The following is a 26,166-nucleotide window of genomic DNA, read 5'->3' on the forward strand; positions in this document are numbered from 1 at the left end:
CGCAGCAGCGTGAGGCTGCCGCCTGCATAACCTCTGGAGAAACTGTGATGAACGACGCCCTTTCCACTCAGGAGGCGCTCAATCAACGAATTGAGCGTCATCCGCGCTTTCAGGAGCTGGTGCATAAGCGCCAGCGGTTCGCCCTGGTGCTGTCGCTGATTATGCTGGTGCTCTACGTCGGCTTTATTTTGCTGATCGCTTTCGCGCCCGGCTGGCTCGGCACGCCGCTGCATGACGGCACCAGCGTGACGCGCGGCATTCCCATCGGCGTAGGCCTGATTGTGATTTCTTTTGTGCTGACCGGCGTTTACGTCTGGCGCGCCAACGGCGAGTTCGATCGCCTGACGAAGCAGATCCTCAGCGAGGTAAAACCATGAAGCGTCTTTCTCTCTGGCTGCTGGCGCTGCTGCCCGCCTCCGCGCTGGCGGACGCCCTGACCGGCGCGGTGCAGCAGCAGGCCACCAACTATCAGGCGATCGGCATGTTTGTGGTGTTCGTCGCCGCCACGCTGGGCATTACGTACTGGGCGTCGAAGCGCACCCGCTCGCGCAACGACTACTATACCGCCGGCGGCAATATCACCGGCTTTCAGAACGGCCTGGCGATGGCGGGCGACTTTATGTCCGCCGCCTCTTTTCTCGGCATCTCCGCGCTGGTGTATACCTCCGGCTACGACGGTCTGATCTACTCGCTCGGCTTCCTGGTGGGCTGGCCGATGATCCTGTTTCTCATCGCCGAGCGCCTGCGCAACCTGGGCCGCTACACCTTCGCCGACGTCGCCTCCTATCGCCTGCAGCAGAAGCCGATCCGCACCCTCTCCGCCTGCGGCTCGCTGGTGGTGGTGGCGCTCTACCTGATTGCGCAAATGGTGGGCGCGGGCAAGCTGATCCAGCTGCTGTTCGGCCTCGACTATCATATCGCCGTGGTGCTGGTGGGCATTCTGATGGTGCTCTACGTGCTGTTCGGCGGCATGCTGGCGACCACCTGGGTGCAGATTATCAAAGCGGTGCTGCTGCTGTTCGGCGCCTCTTTTATGGCGATCATGGTGATGAAGGCGACCGGCTTCAGCTTCAATAACCTCTTTACCCAGGCGATGGCGGTGCATCCGAAAGGCGCGGCCATCATGCAGCCGGGCGGGCTGGTGAAGGATCCCATTTCCGCGCTCTCGCTCGGGCTGGGGCTGATGTTCGGCACCGCCGGATTGCCGCATATTCTGATGCGCTTTTTTACCGTGGCGGACGCGCGCGAGGCGCGTAAAAGCGTCTTCTGGGCCACCGGCTTTATGGGCTACTTCTACTTCCTGACCTTTATTATCGGCTTCGGGGCGATTCTGCTGGTCGGGGCAAATCCCGCCTTTAAAGACGCCAGCGGCGCGCTGATCGGCGGCACCAATATGGCGGCGGTGCATCTGGCGAACGCGGTGGGCGGCAGCACCTTCCTCGGCTTTATCTCCGCCGTGGCCTTCGCCACCATTCTGGCGGTGGTCGCCGGGCTGACGCTGGCGGGCGCGTCGGCGGTATCGCATGACCTTTACGCCAGCGTTATTCGTAAAGGCCAGGCGACCGAGCGCGAAGAGCTGCGCGTGTCGAAGATTACCGTACTGGTATTGGGCGTGGTGGCGATTGCGCTGGGCATCCTGTTTGAGAAGCAGAACATCGCCTTTATGGTCGGCCTGGCGTTCTCAATCGCCGCCAGCTGTAACTTCCCGATCATTCTGCTGTCGATGTACTGGTCGAAGCTGACCACGCGCGGCGCGATGATCGGCGGCTGGCTGGGGCTGATCACCGCGGTGGTGCTGATGATCCTCGGCCCGACGGTCTGGGTGCAGGTGCTGGGTCACGCCTCCCCGGTTTATCCCTATGAATATCCGGCGCTCTTCTCGATGATCGTCGCCTTTGTCGGCACCTGGCTCTTCTCCGTTACCGACCATTCGCCGCAGGGCGCGCAGGAGCGCGGCCGCTTCCGGGCGCAGTTTATCCGCTCGCAGACCGGTATCGGCATCTCGCAGGGCAAGTCGCACTAATCTTAGGGCGCGGCAAAATAAAAAAGGCGGCTGATAAGCCGCCTTTTTTTATCCGATCGAATCAGAAACGCAGCGAAGCGCCGACGTACGGGCCGTCGACCAGCACGTTGTCTTTACGGCCGCCTTTGTTGTTCAGCTCGATATACTGATAGCCCACGCGCAGGTTCAGCAGCGAAATCGGGGTGAAGCTCAGGCCGCCAGCGGCTTCCTGATAGCTGTCGAGATGGTCAGTCAGACCTTCTGGCGCGTAGTAGTACTCGCCGTACAGGCCCCACATGCTGTTGAAGCTGTACTGCGCGCCGCCGCCCAGCGCCACGGCGAAGCCATCTTTACCATCTTCCGGATGGGTGAAAATGGTCTTGGCGGTCGGCGCCAGACGCAGTCCGCCGATATCGACGTTGTAACCCAGTCCCAGGCCGTAGGTGCTGCCGTCGTGATCGCTGCGCAGCCAGTTGCCTTTAAGGAACAGGCCCGGAGAGGTGGTGCCCAGACCGACGTTCAGATTAGTGTTGTGCTCGCCGACATCCACGCTGCCTTCGATAGCCTGCGCCGCGCCGCTCAGCAGGACCAGACCCAGTGCGCTCCCGGTAACAAGTTGCTTAAACATGATTCCACTCCATGAAAGGACAATAATTTCGGCGCAAAGGTTAACAGCCTGAAATCCTCTGACAACTCTATTTGGCAACCTTTACGTAAACAGACATGTCGATCGGCAAATTTTGTTGTCAGGCTGCCCACATCAGGTGGCCGATCAGCGGCGCCAGCACCACCGTCACCACGCCGGAAAGCATCATCACCAGGCTGGCGACCACGCCCTCCTGTTCGCCCAGCTGGTAAGCGCGCGCCGTGCCTGCGCCGTGCGACGCCGCGCCGAAGCCCGCCCCTTTCGCCACGCCCTGCCGGATAGCGATGCGCAGAAACAGCACGTCGCCGATCGCCATGCCGAACACCCCGGTGATCACCACAAACAGCGCCACCAGATCGGGCTGGCCGCCGATAGGCTTCGCCGCCGCCAGCGCGAAAGGCGTGGTGATGGAGCGCACCGCCAGGCTGCGCTGGATTGATTCAGGCAGCGTCAGCAGCCGCGCCAGCCACACCGAACTGCACACCGCCACCAGCGTGGCGGTCAGCACCCCAGCGCTCAGCGAAAGCCAGTGACGGCGAATAATCGTCATGTTTTCATACACCGGCACGGCGAAGGCGAGCGTCGCCGGGCCGAGCAGCCAGAGCAGCCAGTGGCTTTCGGCGATATAGTCCCGCCAGGAGACGTGCGTAATCAGCAGCAGCGCCACCAGCAGCACGGGCGTCGCCACCAGCGGCATCAGCAGCAGCGTGCGCCAGCGGCGATAGAGACGCTTGTTGAGAAAGTAGATCAGCAGCGTGACCGCCAGACAGAGCAGGCTCAGGATAAAATCACGCATCGCGCTGTTCCCTGCGCGCCGCGCGCGCCACTTCATAGCGGTAGAGGCGATCGACCACCAGCGCGGTGGAGGCGAGCACCAGTACCGTGCTGAGCGCAATCACCACGCAGATGCGCCAGCCGTCGACGCGCAGCAGGTCGCCGTAGTTCACCACCGCCACCACCGCCGGAATAAAGAACAGCAGCATTTCGGCCAGCAGCCAGCGCGAGCCCGCCCTGACCCAGCGCAGCGGCAGCACGCGCGTGACGATCAGCGCCAGCAGCAGCAGCATGCCGACGATATTGGCGGGCAGCGGCAGATGCAGCCAGCTCACCAGACGATCGCTGGCGATAAACATGCCAATGTACAGCAGCAGCTGCAGCGGCAGCCAGAGTCGTTGCAGCCTGCCTACGCGCTGCGGGCTGAGCGCTAACGCCATTTTCGTTTCTCCTTTCATCAGATTCGGCGCTTAGTATAAATCCGCAACAGAAGGTGAAAAAAATGAATTAAAATCATTCCAGTCATGCCAAAAGGGAATAGTTATGGACGTCCGCGCTTTACGCTACTTCACCGAGGTGGTGCGCCAGCAGAGCTTTACCCGCGCCGCGCAGAAGCTCTATGTGACTCAGCCCACCATCAGCAAAATGCTGCGCCAGCTGGAAGAGGAGCTGGGCTGCACGCTGCTGCTGCGCGACGGCCGCAAACTGCATCTGACCGACAGCGGCCAGGCGGTCTACCAGCGCGGACTGGCGATTCTGCAGGAGTTCCACCAGCTCGAGGCGGAGATCGGCGACATCAACCAGCTGAAAACCGGCGAGCTGCGCCTCGGCATTCCGCCGATGGTCGGTATGCAGATCGCCGGCTCGATCTCGGCGTTTCGCCGCCGCTATCCCGGCGTCACCCTGAACATCGCCGAATTTGGCGGCCTCACGGTGCAGCAGGCGGTGCTGGCGGGCAGCCTGGATATTGCGCTTACCGCCCTGCCGGTCGATCCCGATCTGCCGCTGAACACGCTGCCTCTCATGCACCATCCGCTCTGCGTGCTGGTGCCGCGCCAGCCCGCCTGGCTTAACCGCAGCCATATCGCGCTGACGGAGCTGGCGGCGCATCCGCTGCTGATTTTCAACGAGGAGTTCTCGCTGAACCGCCAGCTGATGAAGGCGTTTCAGCGCCTTGGCGTTACGCCACATATCGCGGTGCGCAGCGGACAGTGGGATTTTCTGGCGGCGATGGTGCAGGCGGAGATGGGGCTGGCGATCCTGCCGGAGCCGATCTGTCAGCGGCTGGATAAGCAGTCGCTGCTGTGGCTGCCGCTGGAGTCGGAGCTGATGTGGAGTCTGGGATTGATCTGGCGGGAGGGAAGCTATCTGTCGCGCAGCGCGCAGGCGTGGATCGCCTGCTGCCGCGAACACTGGCCGGATGAAGCGCCGCGCCTGTCGGTATAGGCGCGGCGCGCGGCTTACTCTTCTTTCTCGATCAGCAGCGCTTCCAGCAGGTCGAGATCGCGCAGCAGCCGCTGCATGCTCTCATCGGAGATCTGCTGGGTGGCGCGCAGGTGATAGACCTCGGCGCGCTCGGCGCGCAGCGCGGTCAGGCGGAAGCGACGCTCCAGATTCTCGGCAAACAGCGCCTGCTCCAGATCGCTTTTGCCGTCGGCGCGGCGGCGCAGATTGCCGATAACGCGCAGGCTGACCTCTTTAAGCAGCTCAGGATCGATATTCTCTTCGCTGCTGTTCTCCAGCCGCTCTTCCATTTTATGCAGGCTTTCGATCGCCACGCTCGCCATCACCGCGCGGGCGTTTTGCAGCTCGCGGCGGTGTCCGGCTTTATCGATGCCGTCCACGCCGCGCAGCAGCAGCGGCAGCAGCACCACGCCCACCAGCAGCGAAAACAGGATCACGCCGGTCGCGATAAACACCAGCTCATAGCGCGCCGGAAACGGCTCGCCGGAGGTCAGGAACAGCGGGATAGAGAGCACGCCCGCCAGGGTAATGGCGCCGCGCACGCCGGCAAAGGTGGCGATCAGCAGTTCACGCAGCGAATAGTTGGCGAACTCCATCGGCTTCTTCTTCAGCACGCGCTTGCTGAGACGCTGCATGATCCAGAGCCAGCCGAAGCGCACCGCCATCAGCGCGCCGTAGACCAGGATAATGTCGGTGAACAGCATCCAAAGCTCGACGTTGGGATCGGCGTTGGCGGCGTCAATGGAGGTGCCGATAATATCCGGCAGCTGCAGGCCGAGCATCAGGAACACCATGCCGTTAAACACGAATTCCAGCATCTGCCAGACGCTGTTGGCGCGCAGGCGCATCGCCAGCGGCGCCTGACGGATAATGCCGGAGCGGGTAATGGTCATGCCCGCTGCGACCGCCGCCAGGATGCCGGAGACGCCGAGATGTTCGGCAATCAGGTAGGAGGCGAACGGCAGCAGCAGCAGCAGCACGGTTTGCGTCGCCGGATCGTCGCCACTCCAGCGGCTCAGCAGGCGCAGCGATTTACCATAGAGCCAGCAGACCGCCACGCCCGCAATCAGGCCGCCGATCGCGACTTTGAGAAACTCGACGCTGGCGCCGCCCCAGGTAAACACCATGGTGCCCATCGCCACCGCAACGGCGAACTTCAGCGAGACCAGGCCGGAGGCGTCATTCATCAGCGCCTCGCCCTGCACAATCGACATGATTTTCTTCGGAATGCGTCCCTCGCCGACGATGCCGGAGAGCGCCACGGCGTCCGTCGGCGACAGCACCGCCGCCAGCGCAAAGGCGGGGATCAGCGGGATACCCGGCACCATCCAGTAGATAAGGTAGCCGATGCCGACCACGGTAATCAGCACCAGCACCAGCGCCAGGCCGATAATTTCCCGGCCATGATGCAGGAACTCGCTGATCGGCGTCTTCCAGCCGTCGGCAAACAGCAGCGGCGGAATAAACAGCACCAGGAAGAGTTCCGGATCGAAATCGACATGCAGGCCGAAGGTCGGCCAGGCGAGCAGCGCGCCGGCGAGGATCTGCACCAGCGGCAGCGGGATCTGGAACGGCAAGATGCGCGCGGCCACCCCGGAGAGCGACACCACCAGCGTCATAATGAGAATAGTGAAGAAGATTTCCATGCTTTCCTTAGGCGAATCGTAAAGTCAGAAAAATGTTGTGAGCGCTAAAGTGTAAAGCAAAGTGCGCAGAGAATGACACGTCACGCGTGCGGCGCAGCGAAAAATCAGGAGAACATTCCGGGCGAGACGGCGCTCGCCCGTTTTTACTGCTAGATCGCCCAGCCGCCTGCGTAAAAAATCACCAGCGCGGCGGCAATCACTACCGTGCCGACGTTCAGCCTGCGCCACTCGCCGGCGAACAGGCGCCCCACCACCAGCGTGGCGAAACCGAGCATGATGCCGGTAACGATATTGCAGGTGAGTACGATAAAGACCGCGGTCACCAGGCCGGACATCGCATCGACGAAGTCGCCGAAGTCGATTTTCGCGACGTTGCTCAGCATCAGCAGGCCGACATACATCAGCGCGGGCGCGGTGGCGTAGGTGGGCACCAGATAGGCGAGCGGCGACATAAACAGAATCGCCAGGAACAGCAGGCCGACCACAATCGCCGTCAGGCCGGTCTTGCCGCCCGCCGCCGTGCCGGCCGCGGATTCGATATAGACCGCCGCAGGCGACGCGCCGACCAGGCCGGCGAACAGGCTGCTGACCGAGTCGGTGGTCAGGGCGCGTCCGCCGTTGATGATCTGGCCCTTCTCATCCAGCAGGTTCGCCTGTCCCGCTACCGCGCGGATAGTGCCGGTGGCGTCGAACACCGCCGTCATCACCAGCGCCAGCACGCTCGGCAGCACCACCGGCTGTAGCGCGCCCATAATATCCAGGCTGAACAGCAGCGACTCGCCCTGGCTGTCGCGCAGGCTGGGCATGGCGAACAGTCCCTGAAACTTCACTGCCGGATCGAAGATCAGCCCGAGAATCGAGATGGCGATAATGGTGAGCAGAATGCCGCCCGGCACCCGGCGCTTCTCCAGCCCGACGATCGCCGCCAGTCCCAGCAGCGACATCATTACCGGGAACGAGGTGAAGTGGCCCAGCGCCACCGGCATGCCGGCCGCGGGGTTCTTCACCACCAGCCCGATACCGTCGGCGGCGATCAGCAGCAGAAACAGGCCGATACCCACGCCGGTGCCGTGCGCCACGCCCATCGGCAGATTGCGCAAGATCCAGGCGCGGATGCCGGTCACGGAGATAACGGTGAACAGCAGCCCCATCAGGAATACCGCGCCGAGCGCCACCGGCACGCTGATATGCTGGCCGAGCACCAGGCTAAAGGCGGTAAAGGCGGTAAGCGAGATAGCGCAGCCGATGGCCATCGGCAGGTTGGCCCACAGCCCCATCACGATAGAGCCGACGCTGGCGACCAGACAGGTGGCGACGAAGACCGCCGTCGGCGAAAAGCCCGCCTTGCCCAGCATGCCAGGCACCACAATGACCGAGTAGACCATCGCCAGGAAGGTGGTCAGTCCCGCCAGAATTTCCTGCCGGACGCTGCTGCCGCGTGCAGAAACAGAGAACCAGGCGTCCAGCTTGCCAGCGGACGAGCGTGATTCGTATGACATAGTTGAGCCTCAAGAATTTTTTGTTGTGTGAAACGCCCTGCGTCGCTGCCTGCAAAATCCCTGGTTATCGACCCGACGCAATGGCGCGCCAGGCGGCAGGCAAACGTTTACTTCGCGGCGGATAACTCTCCGCTATGCGGACAGATAAAAGGCAAGGGATTATCCGGCGTTTGGCAGCAGATTTTCAACTGCTTCCTCGCCTTAATTCAGGATAAAGAAGAGCGCTTACCGGCGTTTCTGAAGGCTTGTGCGGCATCGGCGCCTGGGCCGCCGCCGCGTTACTCTTTGATGTCTCAGATTTTTTGGGGCGCTCAGCCGCCCGGCAGCACCTCGCCGCCCTGCTGAATGGCGCGCTGCCAGGCGGCGCGCTGCTGTACGGTATTCAGCCACGCCGCCGTGGCGGGCATATCCTCCAGGCCGCCGCGCGACCGCAGCGCCAGCAGAGGAAAACTCATCTGGATATCGGCAATGCTGAAGCGCTTGCCGGCGAACCAGGGCTGAGCGGCCAGATGCTGCTCGATCATCTGGCGATGCGGCACCAGCTGCTTGTCGAGCCAGGCCTTCTGCATGCCCTTGCCCAGCGCCGCGCCCGCCGGACGCAGCAGCCAGGGTACCGGCGCCTTGCCGAGGCGGCCAAAGACCAGCTTCATCACCAGCAGCGGCATCAGCGACCCTTCGGCGTAGTGCAGCCAGTAGTTCGCCTGCAGACGCGCCTGCTCGTCGAGAGAGGTAAGTCGCTGTTCGCGGTCATATTTGCCTTCGAGATAAGAAAGGATGGCGCCCGATTCAGCCACCACCTGGTTGCCGTCGGTAATCACCGGCGACTTGCCGAGCGGATGAACCTTTTTCAGCGCGTCCGGCGCCAGCATCGACGCCTCGCGCTGATAGCGTTTGATTTGGTAAGGCACTTCCAGCTCTTCCAGCAGCCACAGCACGCGGTGCGAGCGCGACTGCTCAAGATGGTGGACGGTAATCATAGTCAATTCCTGTTATGAACCTCAGGCAAGTATAGCGCTCATCCTCTTTAGCGCGGCGGCTCGCCTTTATCATCCTGTTCGGGATCGAGCAGCACCGCGCCGGAGCCCTGCTGCGCCAGCCGGTCGCCGGGGTTGCGCAGCGGACAGTCGCGCATCGACAGGCAGCCGCAGCCGATGCAGCCGTCGAGGTCGTTGCGCAGGCGCGTCAGGGTTTCAATGCGCTTATCCAGCTCCTCGCGCCAGTGCTGGGTCAGGGCGTCCCACTCGTGGGTCGACATGCGCTTGTTGGCGGGAATATGCATCAGGCTGTCGCTGACGGTGGCGAGCGGGATGCCGATGCGCTGGGCGATTTTGATAATGGCGACGCGCCGCAGCACGTCGCGGCTGTAGCGGCGCTGATTGCCGCCGTTGCGCGTGCTGGAGATGAGCCCTTTGCTCTCATAAAAGTGCAGCGCGGAGACCGCCACGCCGCTGCGGCGCGCGACTTCGCCCGGCGTCAAAACCGGTTTCGGGTAGTTGCGATCTTTTTTCATCTGGCTCTTTACCTCAAGTTAACTTGAGGAATTATACTCGCCTCCGTCAAATAACGAATCCCTCAGGACTAAAGGACGAGATTATGATGCAAGAAGAGATCATTCACTCCCTGACGCGCTGGATCGACCAAAACCTGGATAAGACGCTGTCGATTGATGAAGTGGCGGCCAGGTCCGGCTATTCAAAATGGCACCTGCAGCGTATGTTCCGCACCGTGACGAAACAGACGCTAGGCGGCTACATTCGCGAACGTCGCCTGACGCTGGCGGCGGAAGCGCTGCGCCAGACGCAGCGTCCGGTATTTGATATCGCGATGCAGTACGGCTATGACTCGCAGCAGACCTTTTCCCGCGTCTTCCGCCGTCAGTTTTCGCAGACGCCGACCGCCTATCGCCACTTTATGCGTCGCCAGGCGACTCAGCGTCCGCGTATGCTGAGCTTCGACTGCAGCGAAACGGCGGCAAGCTATACCCAGCGCACCACCGGCGAATGCTGCCCCGTTCGCTAAGCAAAAGGCGCCCTTAGCGGGCGCACCTTCCCGACTTCCTCGCCTAATGCCCTGATTTTTCGGCCAACATTTCGATAAAAAAATTTCTACCATACCAGGTACAAATTTTGTTCAAAAAATCAAATCCAGTGATATAATGTGACCCAGCTCACATATTACACCCCTTATGACGGCGAAAAGCCTTTCCCTGACCACGCTTTTCGTCGCCAGTGATGTCCGGTAACCGTCAGGGATAATCACTCAGATTCAGAGGCTTAAGTCGATGGCGACCATAACCACCAGCTTGATTGTCATGCGTTGGGAACTGCTCAGCGCAATCATGATGTTTTTTGCCAGCACTCTTAAAATTAAATTCCGCCAGAGCAGCCATCACGTGATGGCGTTTATGTGCGGCGGCGTCGGTCTCGGGATGACCTGCTGGTTCGTGATGGGGCTGCTGGGTATCTCGCTGAGCATGGAAAATGTGCATCACTTTATGCTGGTGACCAAAGATACTTTTATTCAGGTGATGAGCCAGACCCCGCCCGACTGGCCGATGCCTTAACCGTTAGCCAATAAAAAACCCCGCATAGCGGGGTTTTTTATTTTGCTGAGGTTACACAGAGCTGACGAAGCTGGCATGGCCCGATCGCAAAGTCGCTTAACGCATCCATGCTCGCTCGGCCCGCGCCTTCCATGGCGCGGGACGCTTTGCTCTTCGGCCCATGCCAGCTTCGTTTTGGCTTCGTTAGCCGTCTGTAATAAAAAACCCCGCAGCGCGGGGTTTTTTATTTTGCTGTGTGACTCAAACTTTCTTCAACAGCGCAGGGATATTGACGTCCTGCACCGAAACGCCCGGTATCTGCGTGCCGCGGCGATCCTGAATCCACATATCTCCCATCATCTGGTTAAGTCCGCGATCCAGCCCTGTCACCAGACCTGCGCCCGGCGTAAAGGTCAGCTCGCCGAAATAGATGCGGCCTTCATGGATATACCAGTCCACGCGCACATAGTCGAAATCGCTCGCCAGCTTCTTGCTCAGATCGAGCGCGTGCTGCAGCGAGTCGGCGATTTTCGTCACATCCAGCCCGGTATCGCGAATCTTGTGGAACGCTTCGGTCAGATTGTTAACGTAAAAATTCATCGACAGCTGCGGCTGGCAGCGGTTGTAGATCACCTGCAGCACATATTCAAAGCGGCCGTCGCGCTTGTTGAACATATGGAATTTGTAATCGATCGGCGCCGTTTTGCCGTCGCCGATATACTTTTCAACCAGAATACGCGGCTTGATATAGCGATAGTGGATCTCGCGCGCCTCGTTGGCGAAGTCGGTCTTCAGCCACTTATAGCAGCTGTTGATAATCTGCTGCTTGCGCAGCGCGTCCGGCTCTTCCAGCAGGATCTCTACCATGTTGGACGCGTGATTCGGCTTGATCACCGTGCCCTTCCAGCACTGCAGGCTGTTCAACGATGCCGGATCGGTCGACTCATGCACCAGCGGAATCAGATACTCGTTGCCAATTTTCTCGGCGATATAGTCGCGCACCGAATACTTATCCGAAAGGCGGCCGTAAATCTGGTAGTCGCCATAGACGAACTTGCGGTACAGCACCTTTTCGTTGAAGACCTTGGGTTGACGCAAATTGGGCAATTTTTTGAACTTGTGGAAGTAGTAAATGCGGTCCTGGTATGCCCAGGGCATCTTCTTAATGAAGTACTGCACACTTCTTCTGAGTTCATCTTTCAACTTAAACATATCTGACCTCATTTGTAGGTTTTGTAGTTGAGTGAGGAAACCTGAATTCTTTGAATGACGCCGTTTTTGAAGAAGTAATTCATTACGGTAAGCGACAAGAGTTCCGACACGAAGACGCTCCATGCGGCGCCCATAATGCCGTAGCCCTGGATCAGCCACCATGAAAGCGGCAGGCTGATGACCATCAGGCAGATGATTTTCTTCAACAGATAGTTGAAACCACCCTCTTTTACCATGTAGCGGTAGGCTACGGTGCCCATAGCGGAGAAACAGGTCGCCATTGACAACAACGTAATGAGACTTCCTGACTGTGTGTATTCTGAACCGTACAAAGCGATGATGATTTTCTCGCCGAACAGCGCGATGACCAGCAACATCATCAGTGAAACTCCCATGACATAGCCGTTAAGCCGCGCTGCCAGCTTAATAGCCACTTCGCCGCGTTCCCTGAAGATTTCAGTGAAGCATGAAGTTATGAGCGCCACGGGGATAAAAATCCACGAAGCCGCGATAGTGTTGGCCGCCGCAAACAGCCCGAGATCGCTTGCCGACGCAATGCCGGCCAAAAACATCTGCGCAGCTTTAACCTGCACTGAAATAAAAATGCTGGAGATCGCCAGCGGCAGACCGGCGTACATCAGATAGCGCAGATAGGCGCTGCGTTTCTCCTGCGGCGGAGCAATATCCTGCGTTTCGCGGTAAAAGTTGTATCGCTTGATAACGTAAGGCACCAGCGTCACGGCCACGATAGAGAGCGTCAGCCATGCCGGATTCAGGCGCAGCCAGGCGATAACAAAGCTGATGGTAAAGCTCAGCAGCATGCCGAGCGAGTTGGCAACGGTATTGAGCCGGGAGGCGAGGCGCGCGTTGTTGTAGACGCTGAAGGTGTCCTGCGTCACGAATACCGAGGCGACGAACGACGCCAGCGTGAACGCCAGAAAATTCTCCGGCATGGTGAACCATACCCATGCCAGCACCGGCGCCGCGGTGACCAACAGCAAAATCATGCGCAGCGTGCGCGCCACGTTCATCAGGCGCAGCCCTTTCGGCGCGCTTTTGCTGATCCGCTTAAACAAGATAGTTTCGGTACCGAAGATGGCGACGGTCTGGACCATTGAAAATAAAGAGGTAGAAAACGCCATCTGGCCAAATACGGTTGGCCCGAATGATTTCGCCACGTAGGAGGTCACAAATATGACGCCAAAAACCGAGACGATCTTCTCAGACATCATCCAGGCGGCATTAGACATTACGCTTAATTTCATTGACTCATCCTTTGCATTACTTACTTCAACCGCTTCGGTACAACGTCCCTGTAACGAATTAACAAGCGCTCAGTGGGCCTGGCGTTATTTAAAGATTTCAAACCAGGCTGGTCCGAAAAATGAGAATCAGAACACGATTCGGTGAATATTTTCAGGATAATTCTGATTAAATTTGGCTCAGAATGGCAAAACTGGAATCGATTTCACGGTGAAAACAGAACCCATTCGCAAGCCATTTCCCTGCGAATTTAGCAAGCACGTTATGCTAAATATCAAATGTACGTAGAAATTTTTCGTATTTGGGATGGGAAGAATCTATAACAAAAATCCCCGGCCAGGAAGGTGCGCCCATCCGATAAGAATAAAATAAGATTTATCCCATGATGATATTTATTCTAAATATCTTAATTTAACCCACGCAATTCTAATCGCGCACTTTAATACTGCATTAATAGTTTATTTACAGTGCCAGATATTAATACAGTACATCTCATCCATTAATCGATAAGAAAGGTAAGAGCATTTATGAGAAAGTCACGATATAGCGAAGAGCAAATCACAAATGCCATTAAAGCTTCTGAATCAGGGGTTAAAGTCAGGGAGATTTGTGACGAGCTGGGGATCTCTGAGGCCACCTTCTATAGCTGGAAAAAGAAATTCTCCGGCCTCTCTTCGGAGGAAGGAAGGAAAATCAAAGAGTTAGAAGACAAACTACAAACACTTACCCGTGAGCTGCAAACGCTCAACTCAGATAAGGAGATGCTGCAAAGCGTATTGAAGAACTTCTTTACTACCAACGAGAAGCGTCAGGCGGTCAACTTCTTGCAGAGCACGTTCGACATCGGCACGCGCCGCAGCTGCCGCCTGCTCGATATTAGCCGCAGCGTTTATCACTATCCGTCAGGCTCGGAAAATCGATAAAACCAATAATACTGCCCTAAACTGACTTAGCGCTGAGATTGTTCTTACCAGAAGAGATGATGACACTTTAAGATACCATTCGTGGCTTTAATTTTCGCTCCATGCATTCCTGATGGGTTTGCCGCCGGATCGATTTTCATTTTTTGCGGTAATATTGATAAGCACCAGCAAAAGTCTCGCATTTCTCGCTACTTCTCCTCTCGCCCAATCTCATTTCGATGAGATTGGTGCTTTCTGCTTTACATCAGGCATGTTAATACACGGTGCTAAAACGCTCTCCTTTCATTAAGCCGCGCTGAACAGCTTTTCTAAGATAAGTCATTTTTACTTCAACATAGGCTGGCACTAAGATTACATCCAGTGGAGAATATTTAACCAACCTTAAATAAGCGGAGCGGTAAAAAAGTGCCAGGAATTTTCCTGGCTGAAAGGTTTATCAATGCTTATCGCTTTCCTTATTCGGGTGCGAACTCATATAAGAATATTCAGCATAAAGATCGCCAAAGCTAAAGTTTCGTAAATTTTCTCATTGGGAATTATTCTTAATGGCCAGCTCCTTTCTGGAAAAAAAGGTGGTTTATCAGACGCTATTCTCAGGGCCAAATGCCAATAAAAACGCACCGGCAGACGATAAATATGCAGCAAAATGGCGAATTGATCGCCATTGTCCAGACCCTAAAGCCTGTCTGGGAGGGAATATCAGCCGTCTGAAGAGCTATTTGCGGTCTGTGAAAGAAGTTAAGCGCCGGTTAAAGAGAGGAAAAAATGCGATCGCGATCGCTTTTTATTACGCTTCTCACGCCGCCTTTAGCGATTTAATAGCAAAAGAGCGGCAAATTTTGCCGCTCCGCTCTGCGTATTATTCTTAAAACGGTGTGAAATCAGCAGGTCAGCGCCTGTTAATTAAGGTGCTGGCCGGAGGAATTAATGCTCAATCGAGGTCAGCAGCGGCTCAGGCTTGATGCGCATCGCCCAGAGCACGCCGAAGATCAGGCAGAGAATACCGGTCAGCGTCAGCAGCGGCGGCCAGCTTTGTCGCCAGAGAAAGGTCCACAGCAGGCCGGACAGCGTTTCGAATACGATAAGCGGCCCCATAAAAACCGTCGGCAGGCGCTGGCTGGCGGCATTCCAGCACAGGGTGCCGAGCCAGGAGCAGAGCAGGCCAATCATCAGCATCAGCGGCAGAAAACGCTGCGGCTGCGGGCCAAACGGCAGCGCGAAGCCCGGCTGCTGCCACGCCAGCTGGGCGCTTACCAGCGCATACATCACCAGCGCCAGCGGCAGCGTCACGATCCCCTGCGCCGTCGCCCAGGTGGATGGCTTATGCTGCGGATGGGTGCGCAGCCAGCGCGCGTTGCGCAGCGGATACCAGGTCCAGCATGCGACTGCCAGCACCGCCAGCGCGATGCCGCTCAGGTAGCGTGTTAAATCCCATTCGCCCTCTTGCCCGCGCAGTTCGGCGATATTAACGCACGCCAGACCGGCGCCGATCGCCAGCAGCGCAGGCGCCAGCCGACGCCAGGCCAGGCGTCCTTCAAGATGGCCGTAACAGAGGTTGGCGGTAATCGCCATCACCACCGGCAGCGTGCCGATAATCATGGTGGATACCGGCGCGCCGGTGCGCTGGATCGCGCTGGCGAGAAAAGTGTAATAAAGGAGGTTGCCCACCAGCGACAGCTTTAGCGCCTCGCGCCAGTCAGCCGGCAGCAGCTTGCGCAGGCGACGGCGATCCAGCCAGGCGAGCGGCAGCGCGATCAGTCCAAACGCGACATAGCGTCCGGCAGACTGCAGCGCGCCGGGATAGTCCGGCACCAGCAGCGGCCCAACGAAAATCAGTCCCCACATCAGCCCTGCGGCAAGGGCAAACAACACGCCAGCTAACATCGTCTCTTCCTTTATTAAAGTGCGTAAGGAAGTGTGGCGGAAAAAGCAGGGGGAAATCTTGTAGCAGATTGCGGTGCGTCTCAGGCGCCGCGCACCTGTTTTTGATAGCGCACCGGCGTAATGCCGTAACGCTGGGCGAAGGCGCGGGTAAGATGCGCCTGGTCGCTCAGGCCGACGCTCGCCGCCACGCTGGCGGCCGACAGTCCACGCGCCAGCAGCAGCTTGGCTTCGTATAGCCGATAGGCCATCAGCATCTGATGCGGCGTAACGTGAAAGTGGGCGCGGAAGGCGCGCAGAAAATGCCACGGCGAGAGCCCCGCCAGTGAAGCCAGCTCTTCCAGCCTCACCGACTCGGCAAGATTGTCGCGCAGGTAATCGCGCACCTGGTCGAAGCGGTGCCGCCCCTCTTCTTTCCCTTTCTGCGCCATGCGCGCCAGCGGCCGCAGCTGCGCCAGCACGTCGCCCAGCAGGCTTTGCCGCGCCAGCGGGCTGTCGGCCAGCCACAGCGCCGACAGCGTCTGCGAGAGCGGCAGCGCCAGATGCGAGTCGGTGCGCAGCGCTTCGCTGAACCACCAGCCGCGGTCGCCGGTAAGCTGCGCCATTTCATCTGGCTGGATGTAGATCATCTGGTAACGCCAACCCTCATCGCAGGCGGATTCGCCGGTGTGCAGCTCATCGGGATTCATCATTATCAGCGAATGGGTCGGCGCCGTGTACTGCGCGCCGCGATAGCGAAACCGCTGCGCGCCCGATTCGATAGTGCCGATGCCGAAAGCCTCATGCGTATGCGGCTCAAAAGCGTAGCGGGTGATATGCGCCTGATAGAGTTCTACGCCTGGCAGCTCAGCAAGCTGGCGAAACTGCGCGCGATCTTTTTCGCAGGGAAAAATAGCCGGAACGCCCTCCACCTCGACCTCCTCGTTAACCAGACAGGCTTTCAGCATGCCAGCGATGGCTGGCGAATTGCAAAAGAGTTTTGCCCTTTCGCCACGGCTGGTTGACACTGAAGCGCACCGTTCACAAGGAGAAAGAAGATGACCCAGCGAGTTGTTGTCGTTGTCGATATGCAAAACGGCGTGTTCGCCACGCCGCGCTTCGATCGCGCCGGGCGTATAGCGCGTATCAATCAGCTCACTGACGCAGCCGACCGGGCAATCTTTATCACTCACCGCGAAGGCGAGATGCAGCCAGGCACCGAAGCGTTTGAACTGCTGCCCGAGCTGCGCCAGCCGGCAGGTTCGCTTTACGTGACGAAAACCGCCTGCGACAGCTTCTGGCAAACCGGACTGGCCGCCGCGCTGACTCAGCTCGACATCGATAATTTCGTGATTTGCGGTTGCGCGAGCGATTACTGCGTCGATACCACGATTAAAGTCGGCGCGGGCCTGGGCTATCGCATTACCGTCGCCGCTGATGCGCACACCACGGCGGATCGCACTTACGCCAGCGCGGAGCAGCTGATTGGGCAACACAATGAGGTGTGGGCGGGCTTGTCTCTGCCGGGAAATGTGCCGCAGGTCGTCAGCACGGCGGAAATTTTAACCAGATGGGCCGATTAACGCCATTTCGGCAGGCGATCGCTCCCCGCAGGCATTGTGCTGCGGCTTATAGATTGCGGACGATAGCGCCCTGGCAACCGGTTAAGCGCGCAAGAAAAAGCCCCGCGTAAACGGGGCCTGAGATCGTGATGCGATGGCGCAACAATCAGAACGGGATATCGTCGTCGAAATCCATTGGCGGTTCGTTGTTGTTGCTCGCCGGGGCGCTCTGCGGCTGCGGACGCGACTGCGCGCCGCCGCTGAACTGATTTCCGCCCTGCGGCTGCTGCGGCTGGCCCCAGCCGTTGTTGTTGCCGCCGCTCTGCTGGCCGCCGCCCATTGGCGCGCCGCCTGCGTTAGCGCCGCCCTGCTGACGGCCGCCCAGCATCTGCATGGTGCCGCCGACGTTAACCACGACTTCGGTGGTGTAACGATCCTGGCCGCCCTGATCCTGCCATTTGCGCGTGCGCAGCTGGCCTTCGATATAGACCTGCGAACCTTTACGCAGATACTCGCCAGCCACTTCCGCCAGCTTGCCGAACAGCACCACGCGGTGCCACTCGGTGATCTCTTTGTTTTCACCGGTCTGCTTGTCACGCCAGCTTTCCGAGGTGGCCAGCGTAATGTTGGCAACCGCGCCACCATTCGGCATGTAGCGCACTTCCGGATCCTGACCCAGATTCCCGACAAGAATCACTTTATTTACGCCACGACTGGCCATGTTGCTCTCTCCCGATGAGTTAATGCTAAGAGTCTAAACCATCAATTCTACCACGTCCTGCTAAGCGATCCCACTTTCGAGCCGTCTCGCAGAAGCGCTCATTTTACACCCAAAACGCAAAAAATACTGGATATTTAATCAGTCTATTTTTTGTGCCATAATATCGTGTTTACGCTAAATCGTGTCGCAAGGACACAGAGCGTGCTGCTTAATCCGGGAAAGGTGAATGGATAAGATCGAAGTTCGTGGTGCCCGCACCCATAATTTGAAAAACATCAACCTGATCATCCCTCGCGACAAACTCATAGTGGTCACCGGCCTGTCAGGCTCCGGCAAGTCCTCTCTGGCGTTTGATACGCTCTATGCGGAAGGTCAGCGCCGCTACGTAGAGTCGCTCTCTGCCTATGCGCGCCAGTTTCTCTCCTTGATGGAGAAGCCGGACGTCGACCATATTGAAGGTCTGTCGCCCGCTATCTCTATCGAGCAGAAGTCCACTTCACACAACCCGCGCTCGACGGTCGGCACCATTACCGAGATCCACGACTATCTGCGTCTGCTGTTCGCCCGCGTTGGCGAGCCGCGCTGCCCGGATCACGACGTGCCTCTGGCGGCGCAGACCGTGAGCCAGATGGTGGACAACGTGCTGGCGCAGGATGAGGGACGCCGCCTGATGCTGCTGGCCCCGGTGGTGAAAGATCGCAAGGGCGAGCATACCAAGACGCTGGAAAACCTGGCGGCGCAGGGCTACATCCGCGCGCGTATCGACGGCGAAGTGTGCGATCTCTCCGATCCGCCGAAGCTGGAGCTGCAGAAGAAGCACACTATTGAGGTGGTGATCGATCGCTTCAAGGTGCGCGAGGATCTGGCAACGCGTCTCGCCGAGTCTTTCGAAACCACGCTGGAGCTCTCCGGCGGCACGGCAATCGTCGCCGACATGGACGACCCGCACGCGGAAGAGCTGCTCTTCTCCGCCAATTTCGCCTGCCCGATCTGCGGCTACAGCATGCGCGAACTGGAGCCGCGTCTCTTTTCGTTCAACAACCCGGCGGGCGCCTGCCCGACCTGCGACGGTCTGGGCGTACAGCAATATTTCGATCCCGACCGCGTGGTGCAGAACGGCGAGCTGTCGCTGGCCGGCGGCGCCATTCGCGGCTGGGACCGTCGTAACTTTTACTACTTCCAGATGCTGCGCTCGCTGGCCGAGCACCTCAATTTTGACGTCGAAGCGCCGTTCAACACGCTGAGCGACAAGGCGCAGCAGGTGATCCTGTACGGCTCCGGCAAAGAGAATATCGAGTTTAAATACATCAACGATCGCGGCGATACCTCGGTGCGCCGCCATCCGTTCGAAGGCGTGCTGCACAATATGGAGCGCCGCTATAAAGAGACGGAGTCCACCGCGGTGCGCGAAGATCTGGCGAAGTTCATCAGCAACCGCGCCTGCGCCAGCTGCGAAGGCACGCGCCTGCGTCGCGAAGCGCGCCACGTGTTTGTCGAGAACACCAATCTGCCGACCATCTCCGATATGAGCATCGGCCACGCGATGGATTTCTTCCGCAACCTGAAGTTGAGCGGCCAGCGCGCCAAAATCGCGGAGAAGGTGCTGAAGGAGATTGGCGACCGTCTGAGCTTCCTGGTGAACGTCGGCCTGAACTACCTGTCGATGTCGCGCTCCGCAGAGACGCTTTCCGGCGGCGAAGCGCAGCGTATCCGTCTGGCGAGCCAGATCGGCGCAGGCCTGGTAGGCGTGATGTACGTGCTGGATGAGCCTTCCATCGGCCTGCACCAGCGCGACAATGAACGACTGCTCAGCACCCTGATCCACCTGCGCGACCTCGGCAACACCGTGATTGTGGTCGAGCATGACGAAGACGCCATTCGCGCGGCGGACCACGTGATCGATATCGGCCCCGGCGCTGGCGTGCACGGCGGCCAGGTCGTGGCGGAAGGCACGGTGCACGAAATCATGGCGGTGGAAGAGTCGCTGACCGGCCAGTTCCTCAGCGGCAAGCGCGAGATCGCGGTGCCGCAAGAGCGGGTGAAAGGCGATCCGGCGAAAACGCTGAAGCTGAGCGGCGCGCGCGGCAACAACCTGAAAGATGTGACGCTGACGCTGCCGGTCGGCCTGTTTACCTGCATCACCGGCGTCTCCGGCTCAGGTAAATCGACGCTGATCAACGATACGCTGTTCCCGATCGCGCAGCGTCATCTGAACGGCGCGACCACCGGTGAAGCGGCGCCTTATCGCGAGATCAACGGGCTTGAGCACTTCGATAAAGTGATCGATATCGACCAGAGCCCAATCGGCCGCACGCCGCGCTCCAACCCGGCGACCTACACCGGCATCTTTACGCCGGTGCGCGAGCTGTTCGCGGGCGTGCCGGAAGCGCGTTCGCGCGGCTACAACCCGGGCCGCTTTAGCTTTAACGTGCGCGGCGGACGCTGCGAAGCCTGTCAGGGCGACGGCGTGCTGAAGGTCGAGATGCACTTCCTGCCCGATATCTACGTGCCCTGCGACCAGTGCAAAGGCAAGCGCTATAACCGCGAGACGCTGGAGATTAAGTACAAAGGCAAGAGCATCCACGAAGTGCTGGAGATGACCATCGAAGAGGCGCGCGAGTTCTTTGACGCCGTCCCGGCGCTGGCGCGCAAGCTGCAGACCCTGATCGATGTCGGCCTCTCCTATATTCGTCTCGGCCAGTCGGCGACGACCCTTTCCGGCGGCGAGGCGCAGCGCGTCAAGCTGGCGCGCGAGCTGTCGAAACGCGGCACCGGCCAGACGCTCTATATTCTAGATGAGCCGACCACCGGCCTGCACTTCGCCGATATCGCCCAGCTGCTGGAGGTGCTGCATCAGCTGCGCAACCAGGGCAATACCATCGTGGTGATTGAGCATAACCTTGACGTGATCAAGACGGCGGACTGGATTGTCGATCTCGGCCCGGAAGGCGGCAGCGGCGGCGGTGAGATCCTTGTCGCCGGCACGCCGGAAACCGTGGCGGAGTGCGAGAAATCGCATACCGCGCGCTTCCTGAAGCCGCTGCTGGAGAAAAAGAGCGCCTAGCGCTCATTTCCGACAAGCGGCTGGCATAGGGCGAAGCGCAAAGCGTCCCGCGTTAGTCTATATGAACGCCTCTCAGGCCCGCCGCAAGCGGGCCTATTTTTTACTGCTTATTCCCCCCGATAAAAACAGAATCAGGCAAGATTCAGGCATGTATAGGCATAGTCGCGCTCGTCTTCTGTGACTATCCTTTTAACGTTCCTCATTGGCGCGCCCTGCTGGCTGCGCCCTCTTATCACGGCGCTCTGCGCGCCGAAATCAAGACGCTATTCACGACACAACGAACCTGGAGACACCATGAATATTACGCACGCCTATGCTGCACAGGACGCGACATCCCCGCTGGCGCCGTTCGATTACAAACCGCGTGAGCTGCGCGCGCATGATGTACAGATTGAAGTGATGTTCTGTGGCGTTTGTCACTCTGACCTGCACCAGGCCCGCAACGAATGGAAAAACACCCTTTTTCCGGTCGTGCCGGGACATGAAATCGTCGGCCGCGTGACCGCTGTCGGCGGCCATGCCAGCAAATATAAAGTCGGCGATCTGGTTGGCGTCGGCTGCATGGTCGACTCCTGCCGCAGCTGTCCGAGCTGTCAGGAAGGGCTGGAGCAGTATTGCGAAGACGGCTTCGTCGGCACCTATAACGGCCAGGATCGCGAAACCGGCGACGTCACCTACGGCGGTTACTCAACGGCGGTGGTCGTCGATGAGAACTTCGTGCTGCGCGTGCCGGAAAATCTGGATCTGGCGGGCGTCGCGCCGCTGCTGTGCGCGGGCATCACCACCTATTCGCCGCTGCGCCACTGGAACGTCGGGCCGGGCAAAAAAGTCGGTATCGTCGGCCTGGGCGGCCTCGGCCATATGGGCGTGAAAATTGCGCACGCGATGGGCGCGCATGTGGTGCTGTTCACCACCTCGCCGTCGAAAATTGAAGACGGCAAGCGCCTGGGCGCGGATGAAGTGGTGATCTCGAAAGACGCGGATCAGATGGCGCAGCACGCCAACAGCTTCGATTTCATCCTGAATACCGTGGCGGCGCAGCACGATCTCAACCCGTTTATCGCCCTGCTGAAGCGCGACGGCAATATGACGCTGGTCGGCGCGCCGGAGCACGATCATCCGGCGCCGCAGGTATTTAACCTGATCATGAAACGCCGCAGCATCGCCGGCTCGCTGATCGGCGGCATCACCGAAACGCAGGAGATGCTCGACTTCTGCGGCAAGCACGGCATTACTTCCGATATCGAACTGATTGCGATGAATCAGATTAACGAAGCCTACGAGCGTATGCTGAAAAGCGACGTGAAGTACCGCTTTGTTATCGATATCAATACGCTGCGCGACGAAGCGGCGGCGTAAGCGACACCCGGCGCGCGACCTCAGGCCGCGCGCTTCTCTCAGGCGCCCGCCGCGCGGGTCGCGCCAGCCTGCTGATAAGAGGCATCCACCAGATAGTAGATCTGCGAATCTTTCAGCGTTCCGTCCAGCAGCAGCGTGCTCCAGTGCGTCTTATTAAGATGCTCGCTGGGGAAGACGTCGCTGTGCTCCTCGCGCAGCAAGTCCGCCAGCGCAGGCGTCGTTTTCAGCGACACCGCCGGACGCCCATCAACCTCATGCACCATGGCGAACAGCACGCCGCCGCTTTTGATTTGCGTCGCTTTCCAGTCGCTGTGGACGCTCTGCTCCGCGTCCGGTTTGCTCATGCAGTATGTCAGCAGGTCTGACGTATTCATTTCGACTCCCCTTGTAAAGTAGCGACAATGCGCCGCGCGCCGCCGTGGATGCGGTGTTCCCCTAACCAGATGCCCTGCCAGGTACCCAGCATCAGCCTGCCGCGCTGAACCGGCAGCAGCAGCGATACGCCCAGCGTGGAGGATTTGATATGGGCCGGCATATCGTCGCGGCCTTCATAGTCGTGCTGGTAAGGCGCCGCTTCCGGAACCTGACGCATAAAATGGTTTTCCATATCGCTGCGCACCGTGGGATCGCAGTTTTCATTCAGCGTCAGCGACGCTGAGGTGTGCTGCAGCAGCAGGTGCAGCAGGCCGGTCTGCACCTGAGCCAGCGCCGGAATTTGGCCGACGATCTCGTCAGTGATCAGATGAAAACCGCGTGATTTCTCACCGAGCGTGAGCGTTTGTTGATGCCACATGCCTTGTTCCTGAGTTGGTTACACCGTTTAAGTGTGCAATAAGACGCGGAAAGGTAAACCTGAAGGCGAAAAAAAACCGTCAGCCTGAGCGGACGGTTTGCATCTGGAACGAGCCAGGGGTGTGGATGACAGAATCAGCTACATCACATGACGGCGGCAAACGCCTGCGCCACCTGGTGCACGTTATGGCTGTTAAGCCCGGCGACGCAGATACGGCCGCTGCCCACCAGATAGATGCCGAACTCTTCACGCAGGCGATCGACCTGCTGCGCGCTCAGGCCGGTGTAGCTGAACATGCCGCGCTGCTTCAGCAGATAGTCGAAGTTTTTGCCGGGCAGCGCCGTACTGAGCACGTCCACCAGGGTTTTGCGCATGGCGATGATACGCAGGCGCATCGCCTCGACTTCCGCCAGCCAGTTCGCTTTCAGCGCGTCGTCGTTGAGCACGCGCGCCACCACCTGCGCGCCGAAGTTCGGCGGGCTGGAGTAGTTGCGGCGCACCGTGGCTTTCAGCTGGCCCAGCACGCGTCCCGCCTCTTCGGCGCTGTCGCACACGATAGAGAGGCCGCCGACGCGTTCGCCATACAGCGAGAAGATTTTCGAGAAGGAGTTGCTGACCAGCGCCGGCAGGCCGGCGGCGGCGATAGCGCGAATGGCATAGGCGTCCGCTTCCATTCCCGCGCCGAAGCCCTGATAGGCGATGTCGAGGAACGGGATCAGCTCCTGCGCCTTCAGCACCTCAACGGTTTGATCCCACTGCGCGTCCGTGAGGTCGGCGCCGGTCGGATTATGGCAGCAGGGGTGCAGCAGCACGATGCTCCTCTTCGGCAGCGCGCTCAGCGCGGCGAGGAAGGCGTCGAATTTTACGCCGTTGGTCTCTGCGTCGTACCACGGATAGCTCTTCACCTCGAAACCCGCGCCGTTAAAGATCGCCACGTGGTTATCCCAGGTCGGATCGCTGACCCAGACGCTGGAGTCCGGGAAGTAGCGCTTGAGGAAATCCGCGCCGACTTTCAGCGCGCCGGAGCCGCCGAGTGTCTGAATCGAGGCGATACGGCCCGCCTTCAGCATAGGGTGGTCGGCGCCGAACAGCAGCGGCGCAATAGCGTTGCGATACGCGTTGAGGCCTTCCATCGGCAGATAGAGCGACGCCTGCTGCGGCTCGGCCTTGAGCTGCTCTTCTGCGGCGGCGACCGCCTGCAGCTGAGGAATAATGCCCTGCTCGTCGTAATAAAGGCCGATGCTGAGATTCACTTTATTCGTGCGCGGATCCTGTTTAAAGGTTTCCATCAGCGACAGAATCGGATCGCCGGCGTAGGCATCAACGTTTTGAAACACGGTGCAGATCTCCATGTGTGGTCGTAAAAATCAGAGGTGTATGCAGCATTAAACCATGTACCGTCCGGGACGATGGTTCATGGCGATAATCAGGTTAAGGATCACTGCGCCCGCGACCGACGCCAGCAGCATCGGCCCGCTGACGACGAACAGCGACGCCAGCACGACGCAGGTATCGACGGCCATTTGCAGTTTACCGGCGCGCAGCCCAATGCGATCCTGCAGCCACAGCGCCAGGATATTGATCCCGCCCAGGCTGGCTTTATGACGAAACAACACTATAAACCCAATGCCCATGATCACGTTACCGAACAGTGTCGCATAAAAGGGATTGAGCGCGGAAAAGTGGACAAAGAGCGGATGCAGATGGGTGAAAAGCGACACCAGCCCCACCGCGCAGAAGGTTTTCAGCGTGAATTCCCATCCCATACGGCGCACCGCCAGCCAGTAAAACGGCAGATTGATCAGGAAAAAGGCGCTGCCGAATGAGAGCGGCGACAGATAGCTAATCAGGAAGGCGATGCCGGCGGTGCTGCCGGTTAGCGCGCCCGCCTGTTTCAGCATAATGACGCCGAAAGAGACCATCAGCGTGCCGAGCAGAATCGCCAGCGCGTCTTCGAGGCGCGAATGAGGAATGCGGGTAGGTTCTACGACGTTATCCATAGGTAATCTTATTGCACTCTAAGCGGAAAAAGCGTGGCGTAGAGATGCAAAAAACGCACCATACCGTCGGCTTACAGGCGCTTTCGGCAGGTGCCAGTGATTATCCAGTTGATAACTAAGGCGCTTTTGTTGCTTGTTTTTGCGCATAACTTGCGGGTAAACCGTCAATTCATGCACAAATTCGAATTCTGACGCATATCTTTTGCATTATCTGGCGCAACCATGCACCAATTAAGCACATCATGCACTCTTTTGGCGCACTTTGTGCGCGGGCGCCATCATCAGCCCGTTCTCTTTCAGGCGGCCCAGCACCACCGAGGTTTTCACATGCGACACGCTTTGATGGCCCGCCACCAGCTGGCTGATCAGCGCGCTCAGCGAAGCGAGATCCGCTACCGCGACTTTCAGCAGATAATCGGCGTCGCCGGTGGTTTTGTAGGCGTCGACGATCGCCTCCTCCTGCTCCACCATGCGGTGAAAGCTGTCAACGTATTCGGCGGTATGATTAATCAGCCGCACCTCAATCAGACCGACCATGCCCAGCCCAATCGCATCAGGCGAAAGACGCGCATGATAGCCGAGAATCAAATTCGCCTGTTCAAGGTTGATGCGCCGGCGCGAACATTGCGATGCCGACAGACCCACTAAATCGCTCAGCTCCTGGTTGGTCAGCCGGCCGTTAGATTGTAATAAGGTCAGTATTTTCAGATCGTAATCATCTACGTGAGTCATGCTGCTTCCAGTGCGTAAACGTGCGCTGTGATACAGATAACCCGATTAACGGCGGGGTTGTCCAACACTATTTTCTGATGATGCGAGGCGGCATGCACAGATCG

At 58.9% G+C, this 26,166-nt stretch carries 27 protein-coding genes; 10 read left to right on the forward strand and 17 right to left on the reverse strand.

The window, feature by feature from the left end:
- Positions 1-47: 47 nt before the first annotated feature.
- The gene (locus AC6I7Z_RS17630) at positions 48-377 is read left to right on the forward strand and encodes a DUF485 domain-containing protein (RefSeq protein WP_033749179.1); all 330 of its coding nucleotides are present in this window, start codon (positions 48-50) and stop codon (positions 375-377) included.
- The gene (locus AC6I7Z_RS17635) at positions 374-2,023 is read left to right on the forward strand and encodes a cation acetate symporter (protein ID WP_434124183.1); all 1,650 of its coding nucleotides are present in this window, start codon (positions 374-376) and stop codon (positions 2,021-2,023) included. The genes AC6I7Z_RS17630 and AC6I7Z_RS17635 overlap by 4 nt, the downstream gene beginning before the upstream one ends.
- 61 nt (positions 2,024-2,084) lie before the next feature.
- Here the strand turns inward: AC6I7Z_RS17635 and AC6I7Z_RS17640 are convergent, their stop codons facing one another.
- The 3 genes from AC6I7Z_RS17640 to AC6I7Z_RS17650 form a co-directional block, all read right to left on the reverse strand.
- Complete coding sequence (locus tag AC6I7Z_RS17640; protein ID WP_033749177.1) at positions 2,085-2,630, reverse strand: YfaZ family outer membrane protein; 546 nt, start codon at positions 2,628-2,630, stop codon at positions 2,085-2,087.
- A 118-nt stretch (positions 2,631-2,748) separates the two neighbouring features.
- Positions 2,749-3,444 (reverse strand): LrgB family protein, encoded by a 696-nt coding sequence (locus AC6I7Z_RS17645; protein WP_497815159.1) that lies wholly within the window; start codon positions 3,442-3,444, stop codon positions 2,749-2,751.
- Complete coding sequence (locus AC6I7Z_RS17650) at positions 3,437-3,862, reverse strand: CidA/LrgA family protein (protein WP_033749175.1); 426 nt, start codon at positions 3,860-3,862, stop codon at positions 3,437-3,439. The genes AC6I7Z_RS17645 and AC6I7Z_RS17650 overlap by 8 nt, the downstream gene beginning before the upstream one ends.
- A 103-nt stretch (positions 3,863-3,965) precedes the next feature.
- Between AC6I7Z_RS17650 and AC6I7Z_RS17655 the strand changes: the two genes are divergently transcribed.
- Positions 3,966-4,868, forward strand: a complete 903-nt coding sequence (locus AC6I7Z_RS17655) for a LysR family transcriptional regulator (protein WP_286870559.1) — start codon at positions 3,966-3,968, stop codon at positions 4,866-4,868.
- Positions 4,869-4,882: 14 nt separating this feature from the next.
- Here the strand turns inward: AC6I7Z_RS17655 and AC6I7Z_RS17660 are convergent, their stop codons facing one another.
- The 4 genes from AC6I7Z_RS17660 to soxR all read right to left on the reverse strand — a co-directional run bounded on the left by AC6I7Z_RS17660 (position 4,883) and on the right by soxR (position 9,541).
- Entirely contained in the window at positions 4,883-6,532 is a 1,650-nt protein-coding gene (locus AC6I7Z_RS17660; RefSeq protein ID WP_497815160.1) for a Na+/H+ antiporter, read from the reverse strand.
- A gap of 149 nt (positions 6,533-6,681) precedes the next feature.
- Entirely contained in the window at positions 6,682-8,031 is a 1,350-nt protein-coding gene (locus AC6I7Z_RS17665; protein ID WP_497815161.1) for an NCS2 family permease, read from the reverse strand.
- Positions 8,032-8,342: 311 nt separating this feature from the next.
- Positions 8,343-9,008: a glutathione S-transferase family protein gene (locus AC6I7Z_RS17670; protein WP_497815162.1), complete on the reverse strand. Its 666-nt coding sequence runs from the start codon at positions 9,006-9,008 to the stop codon at positions 8,343-8,345.
- A gap of 47 nt (positions 9,009-9,055) precedes the next feature.
- The gene (gene soxR / locus AC6I7Z_RS17675; RefSeq protein WP_033749168.1) at positions 9,056-9,541 is read right to left on the reverse strand and encodes a redox-sensitive transcriptional activator SoxR; all 486 of its coding nucleotides are present in this window, start codon (positions 9,539-9,541) and stop codon (positions 9,056-9,058) included.
- 83 nt (positions 9,542-9,624) lie between these two features.
- Between soxR and soxS the strand changes: the two genes are divergently transcribed.
- Both soxS and AC6I7Z_RS17685 read left to right on the forward strand, forming a co-directional pair.
- A complete protein-coding gene (gene soxS, locus AC6I7Z_RS17680) occupies positions 9,625-10,050 on the forward strand; it encodes a superoxide response transcriptional regulator SoxS (RefSeq protein WP_497815163.1) in 426 nt (141 codons plus the stop codon).
- A 262-nt stretch (positions 10,051-10,312) separates the two neighbouring features.
- Positions 10,313-10,594: a YjcB family protein gene (locus AC6I7Z_RS17685; RefSeq protein WP_033749166.1), complete on the forward strand. Its 282-nt coding sequence runs from the start codon at positions 10,313-10,315 to the stop codon at positions 10,592-10,594.
- Positions 10,595-10,834: 240 nt separating this feature from the next.
- Here AC6I7Z_RS17685 and AC6I7Z_RS17690 read toward each other — a convergent pair whose 3' ends face one another.
- Both AC6I7Z_RS17690 and AC6I7Z_RS17695 read right to left on the reverse strand, forming a co-directional pair.
- Positions 10,835-11,785 (reverse strand): ATP-grasp fold amidoligase family protein, encoded by a 951-nt coding sequence (locus AC6I7Z_RS17690; protein WP_033749165.1) that lies wholly within the window; start codon positions 11,783-11,785, stop codon positions 10,835-10,837.
- A gap of 8 nt (positions 11,786-11,793) precedes the next feature.
- Positions 11,794-13,050, reverse strand: coding sequence for an oligosaccharide flippase family protein (locus AC6I7Z_RS17695; RefSeq protein WP_497815164.1), 1,257 nt, complete (start codon positions 13,048-13,050; stop codon positions 11,794-11,796).
- 525 nt (positions 13,051-13,575) lie between these two features.
- Here AC6I7Z_RS17695 and AC6I7Z_RS17700 point away from each other — a divergent pair.
- Both AC6I7Z_RS17700 and AC6I7Z_RS17705 read left to right on the forward strand, forming a co-directional pair.
- Complete coding sequence (locus AC6I7Z_RS17700; protein WP_048781395.1) at positions 13,576-13,971, forward strand: transposase; 396 nt, start codon at positions 13,576-13,578, stop codon at positions 13,969-13,971.
- Positions 13,972-14,516: 545 nt separating this feature from the next.
- Positions 14,517-14,840 carry a hypothetical protein gene (locus AC6I7Z_RS17705; RefSeq protein WP_497815165.1) on the forward strand — a complete coding sequence of 108 codons (324 nt, stop codon included), beginning with the start codon at positions 14,517-14,519 and terminating at the stop codon, positions 14,838-14,840.
- Positions 14,841-14,895: 55 nt separating this feature from the next.
- Here the strand turns inward: AC6I7Z_RS17705 and AC6I7Z_RS17710 are convergent, their stop codons facing one another.
- Positions 14,896-15,855 (reverse strand): DMT family transporter, encoded by a 960-nt coding sequence (locus tag AC6I7Z_RS17710; RefSeq protein WP_497815166.1) that lies wholly within the window; start codon positions 15,853-15,855, stop codon positions 14,896-14,898.
- Between the two features lie 80 nt (positions 15,856-15,935).
- Positions 15,936-16,763 carry an AraC family ligand binding domain-containing protein gene (locus AC6I7Z_RS17715; RefSeq protein ID WP_497815467.1) on the reverse strand — a complete coding sequence of 276 codons (828 nt, stop codon included), beginning with the start codon at positions 16,761-16,763 and terminating at the stop codon, positions 15,936-15,938.
- Positions 16,764-16,889: 126 nt separating this feature from the next.
- Between AC6I7Z_RS17715 and AC6I7Z_RS17720 the strand changes: the two genes are divergently transcribed.
- Positions 16,890-17,414, forward strand: a complete 525-nt coding sequence (locus AC6I7Z_RS17720) for an isochorismatase family protein (RefSeq protein WP_497815167.1) — start codon at positions 16,890-16,892, stop codon at positions 17,412-17,414.
- Positions 17,415-17,559: 145 nt separating this feature from the next.
- On the opposite strand, the gene ssb1 is transcribed toward AC6I7Z_RS17720, so the two are convergent.
- The gene (ssb1, locus tag AC6I7Z_RS17725) at positions 17,560-18,114 is read right to left on the reverse strand and encodes a single-stranded DNA-binding protein SSB1 (protein WP_497815168.1); all 555 of its coding nucleotides are present in this window, start codon (positions 18,112-18,114) and stop codon (positions 17,560-17,562) included.
- Positions 18,115-18,340: 226 nt separating this feature from the next.
- Between ssb1 and uvrA the strand changes: the two genes are divergently transcribed.
- Together uvrA and AC6I7Z_RS17735 are read left to right on the forward strand one after the other, a co-directional pair.
- Positions 18,341-21,178 carry an excinuclease ABC subunit UvrA gene (uvrA, locus tag AC6I7Z_RS17730; RefSeq protein WP_497815169.1) on the forward strand — a complete coding sequence of 946 codons (2,838 nt, stop codon included), beginning with the start codon at positions 18,341-18,343 and terminating at the stop codon, positions 21,176-21,178.
- Positions 21,179-21,472: 294 nt separating this feature from the next.
- Complete coding sequence (locus AC6I7Z_RS17735; protein ID WP_497815170.1) at positions 21,473-22,537, forward strand: NAD(P)-dependent alcohol dehydrogenase; 1,065 nt, start codon at positions 21,473-21,475, stop codon at positions 22,535-22,537.
- 38 nt (positions 22,538-22,575) lie between these two features.
- Here AC6I7Z_RS17735 and AC6I7Z_RS17740 read toward each other — a convergent pair whose 3' ends face one another.
- The 5 genes from AC6I7Z_RS17740 to AC6I7Z_RS17760 form a co-directional block, all read right to left on the reverse strand.
- Positions 22,576-22,911, reverse strand: coding sequence for an MmcQ/YjbR family DNA-binding protein (locus tag AC6I7Z_RS17740; protein WP_497815171.1), 336 nt, complete (start codon positions 22,909-22,911; stop codon positions 22,576-22,578).
- Positions 22,908-23,330: a secondary thiamine-phosphate synthase enzyme YjbQ gene (locus tag AC6I7Z_RS17745; protein WP_497815172.1), complete on the reverse strand. Its 423-nt coding sequence runs from the start codon at positions 23,328-23,330 to the stop codon at positions 22,908-22,910. The genes AC6I7Z_RS17740 and AC6I7Z_RS17745 overlap by 4 nt, the downstream gene beginning before the upstream one ends.
- Before the next feature lie 143 nt (positions 23,331-23,473).
- Complete coding sequence (locus tag AC6I7Z_RS17750) at positions 23,474-24,667, reverse strand: amino acid aminotransferase (protein WP_497815173.1); 1,194 nt, start codon at positions 24,665-24,667, stop codon at positions 23,474-23,476.
- Between the two features lie 48 nt (positions 24,668-24,715).
- Positions 24,716-25,330 (reverse strand): YitT family protein, encoded by a 615-nt coding sequence (locus AC6I7Z_RS17755; protein ID WP_497815174.1) that lies wholly within the window; start codon positions 25,328-25,330, stop codon positions 24,716-24,718.
- Positions 25,331-25,570: 240 nt separating this feature from the next.
- On the reverse strand, positions 25,571-26,062 hold the full coding sequence (locus AC6I7Z_RS17760; RefSeq protein ID WP_048781401.1) for an Lrp/AsnC family transcriptional regulator: 492 nt from the start codon (positions 26,060-26,062) through the stop codon (positions 25,571-25,573).
- Positions 26,063-26,166: the final 104 nt, after the last annotated feature.

Source organism: Pantoea sp. X-Soil-MYKO-1289, from assembly GCF_059730625.1.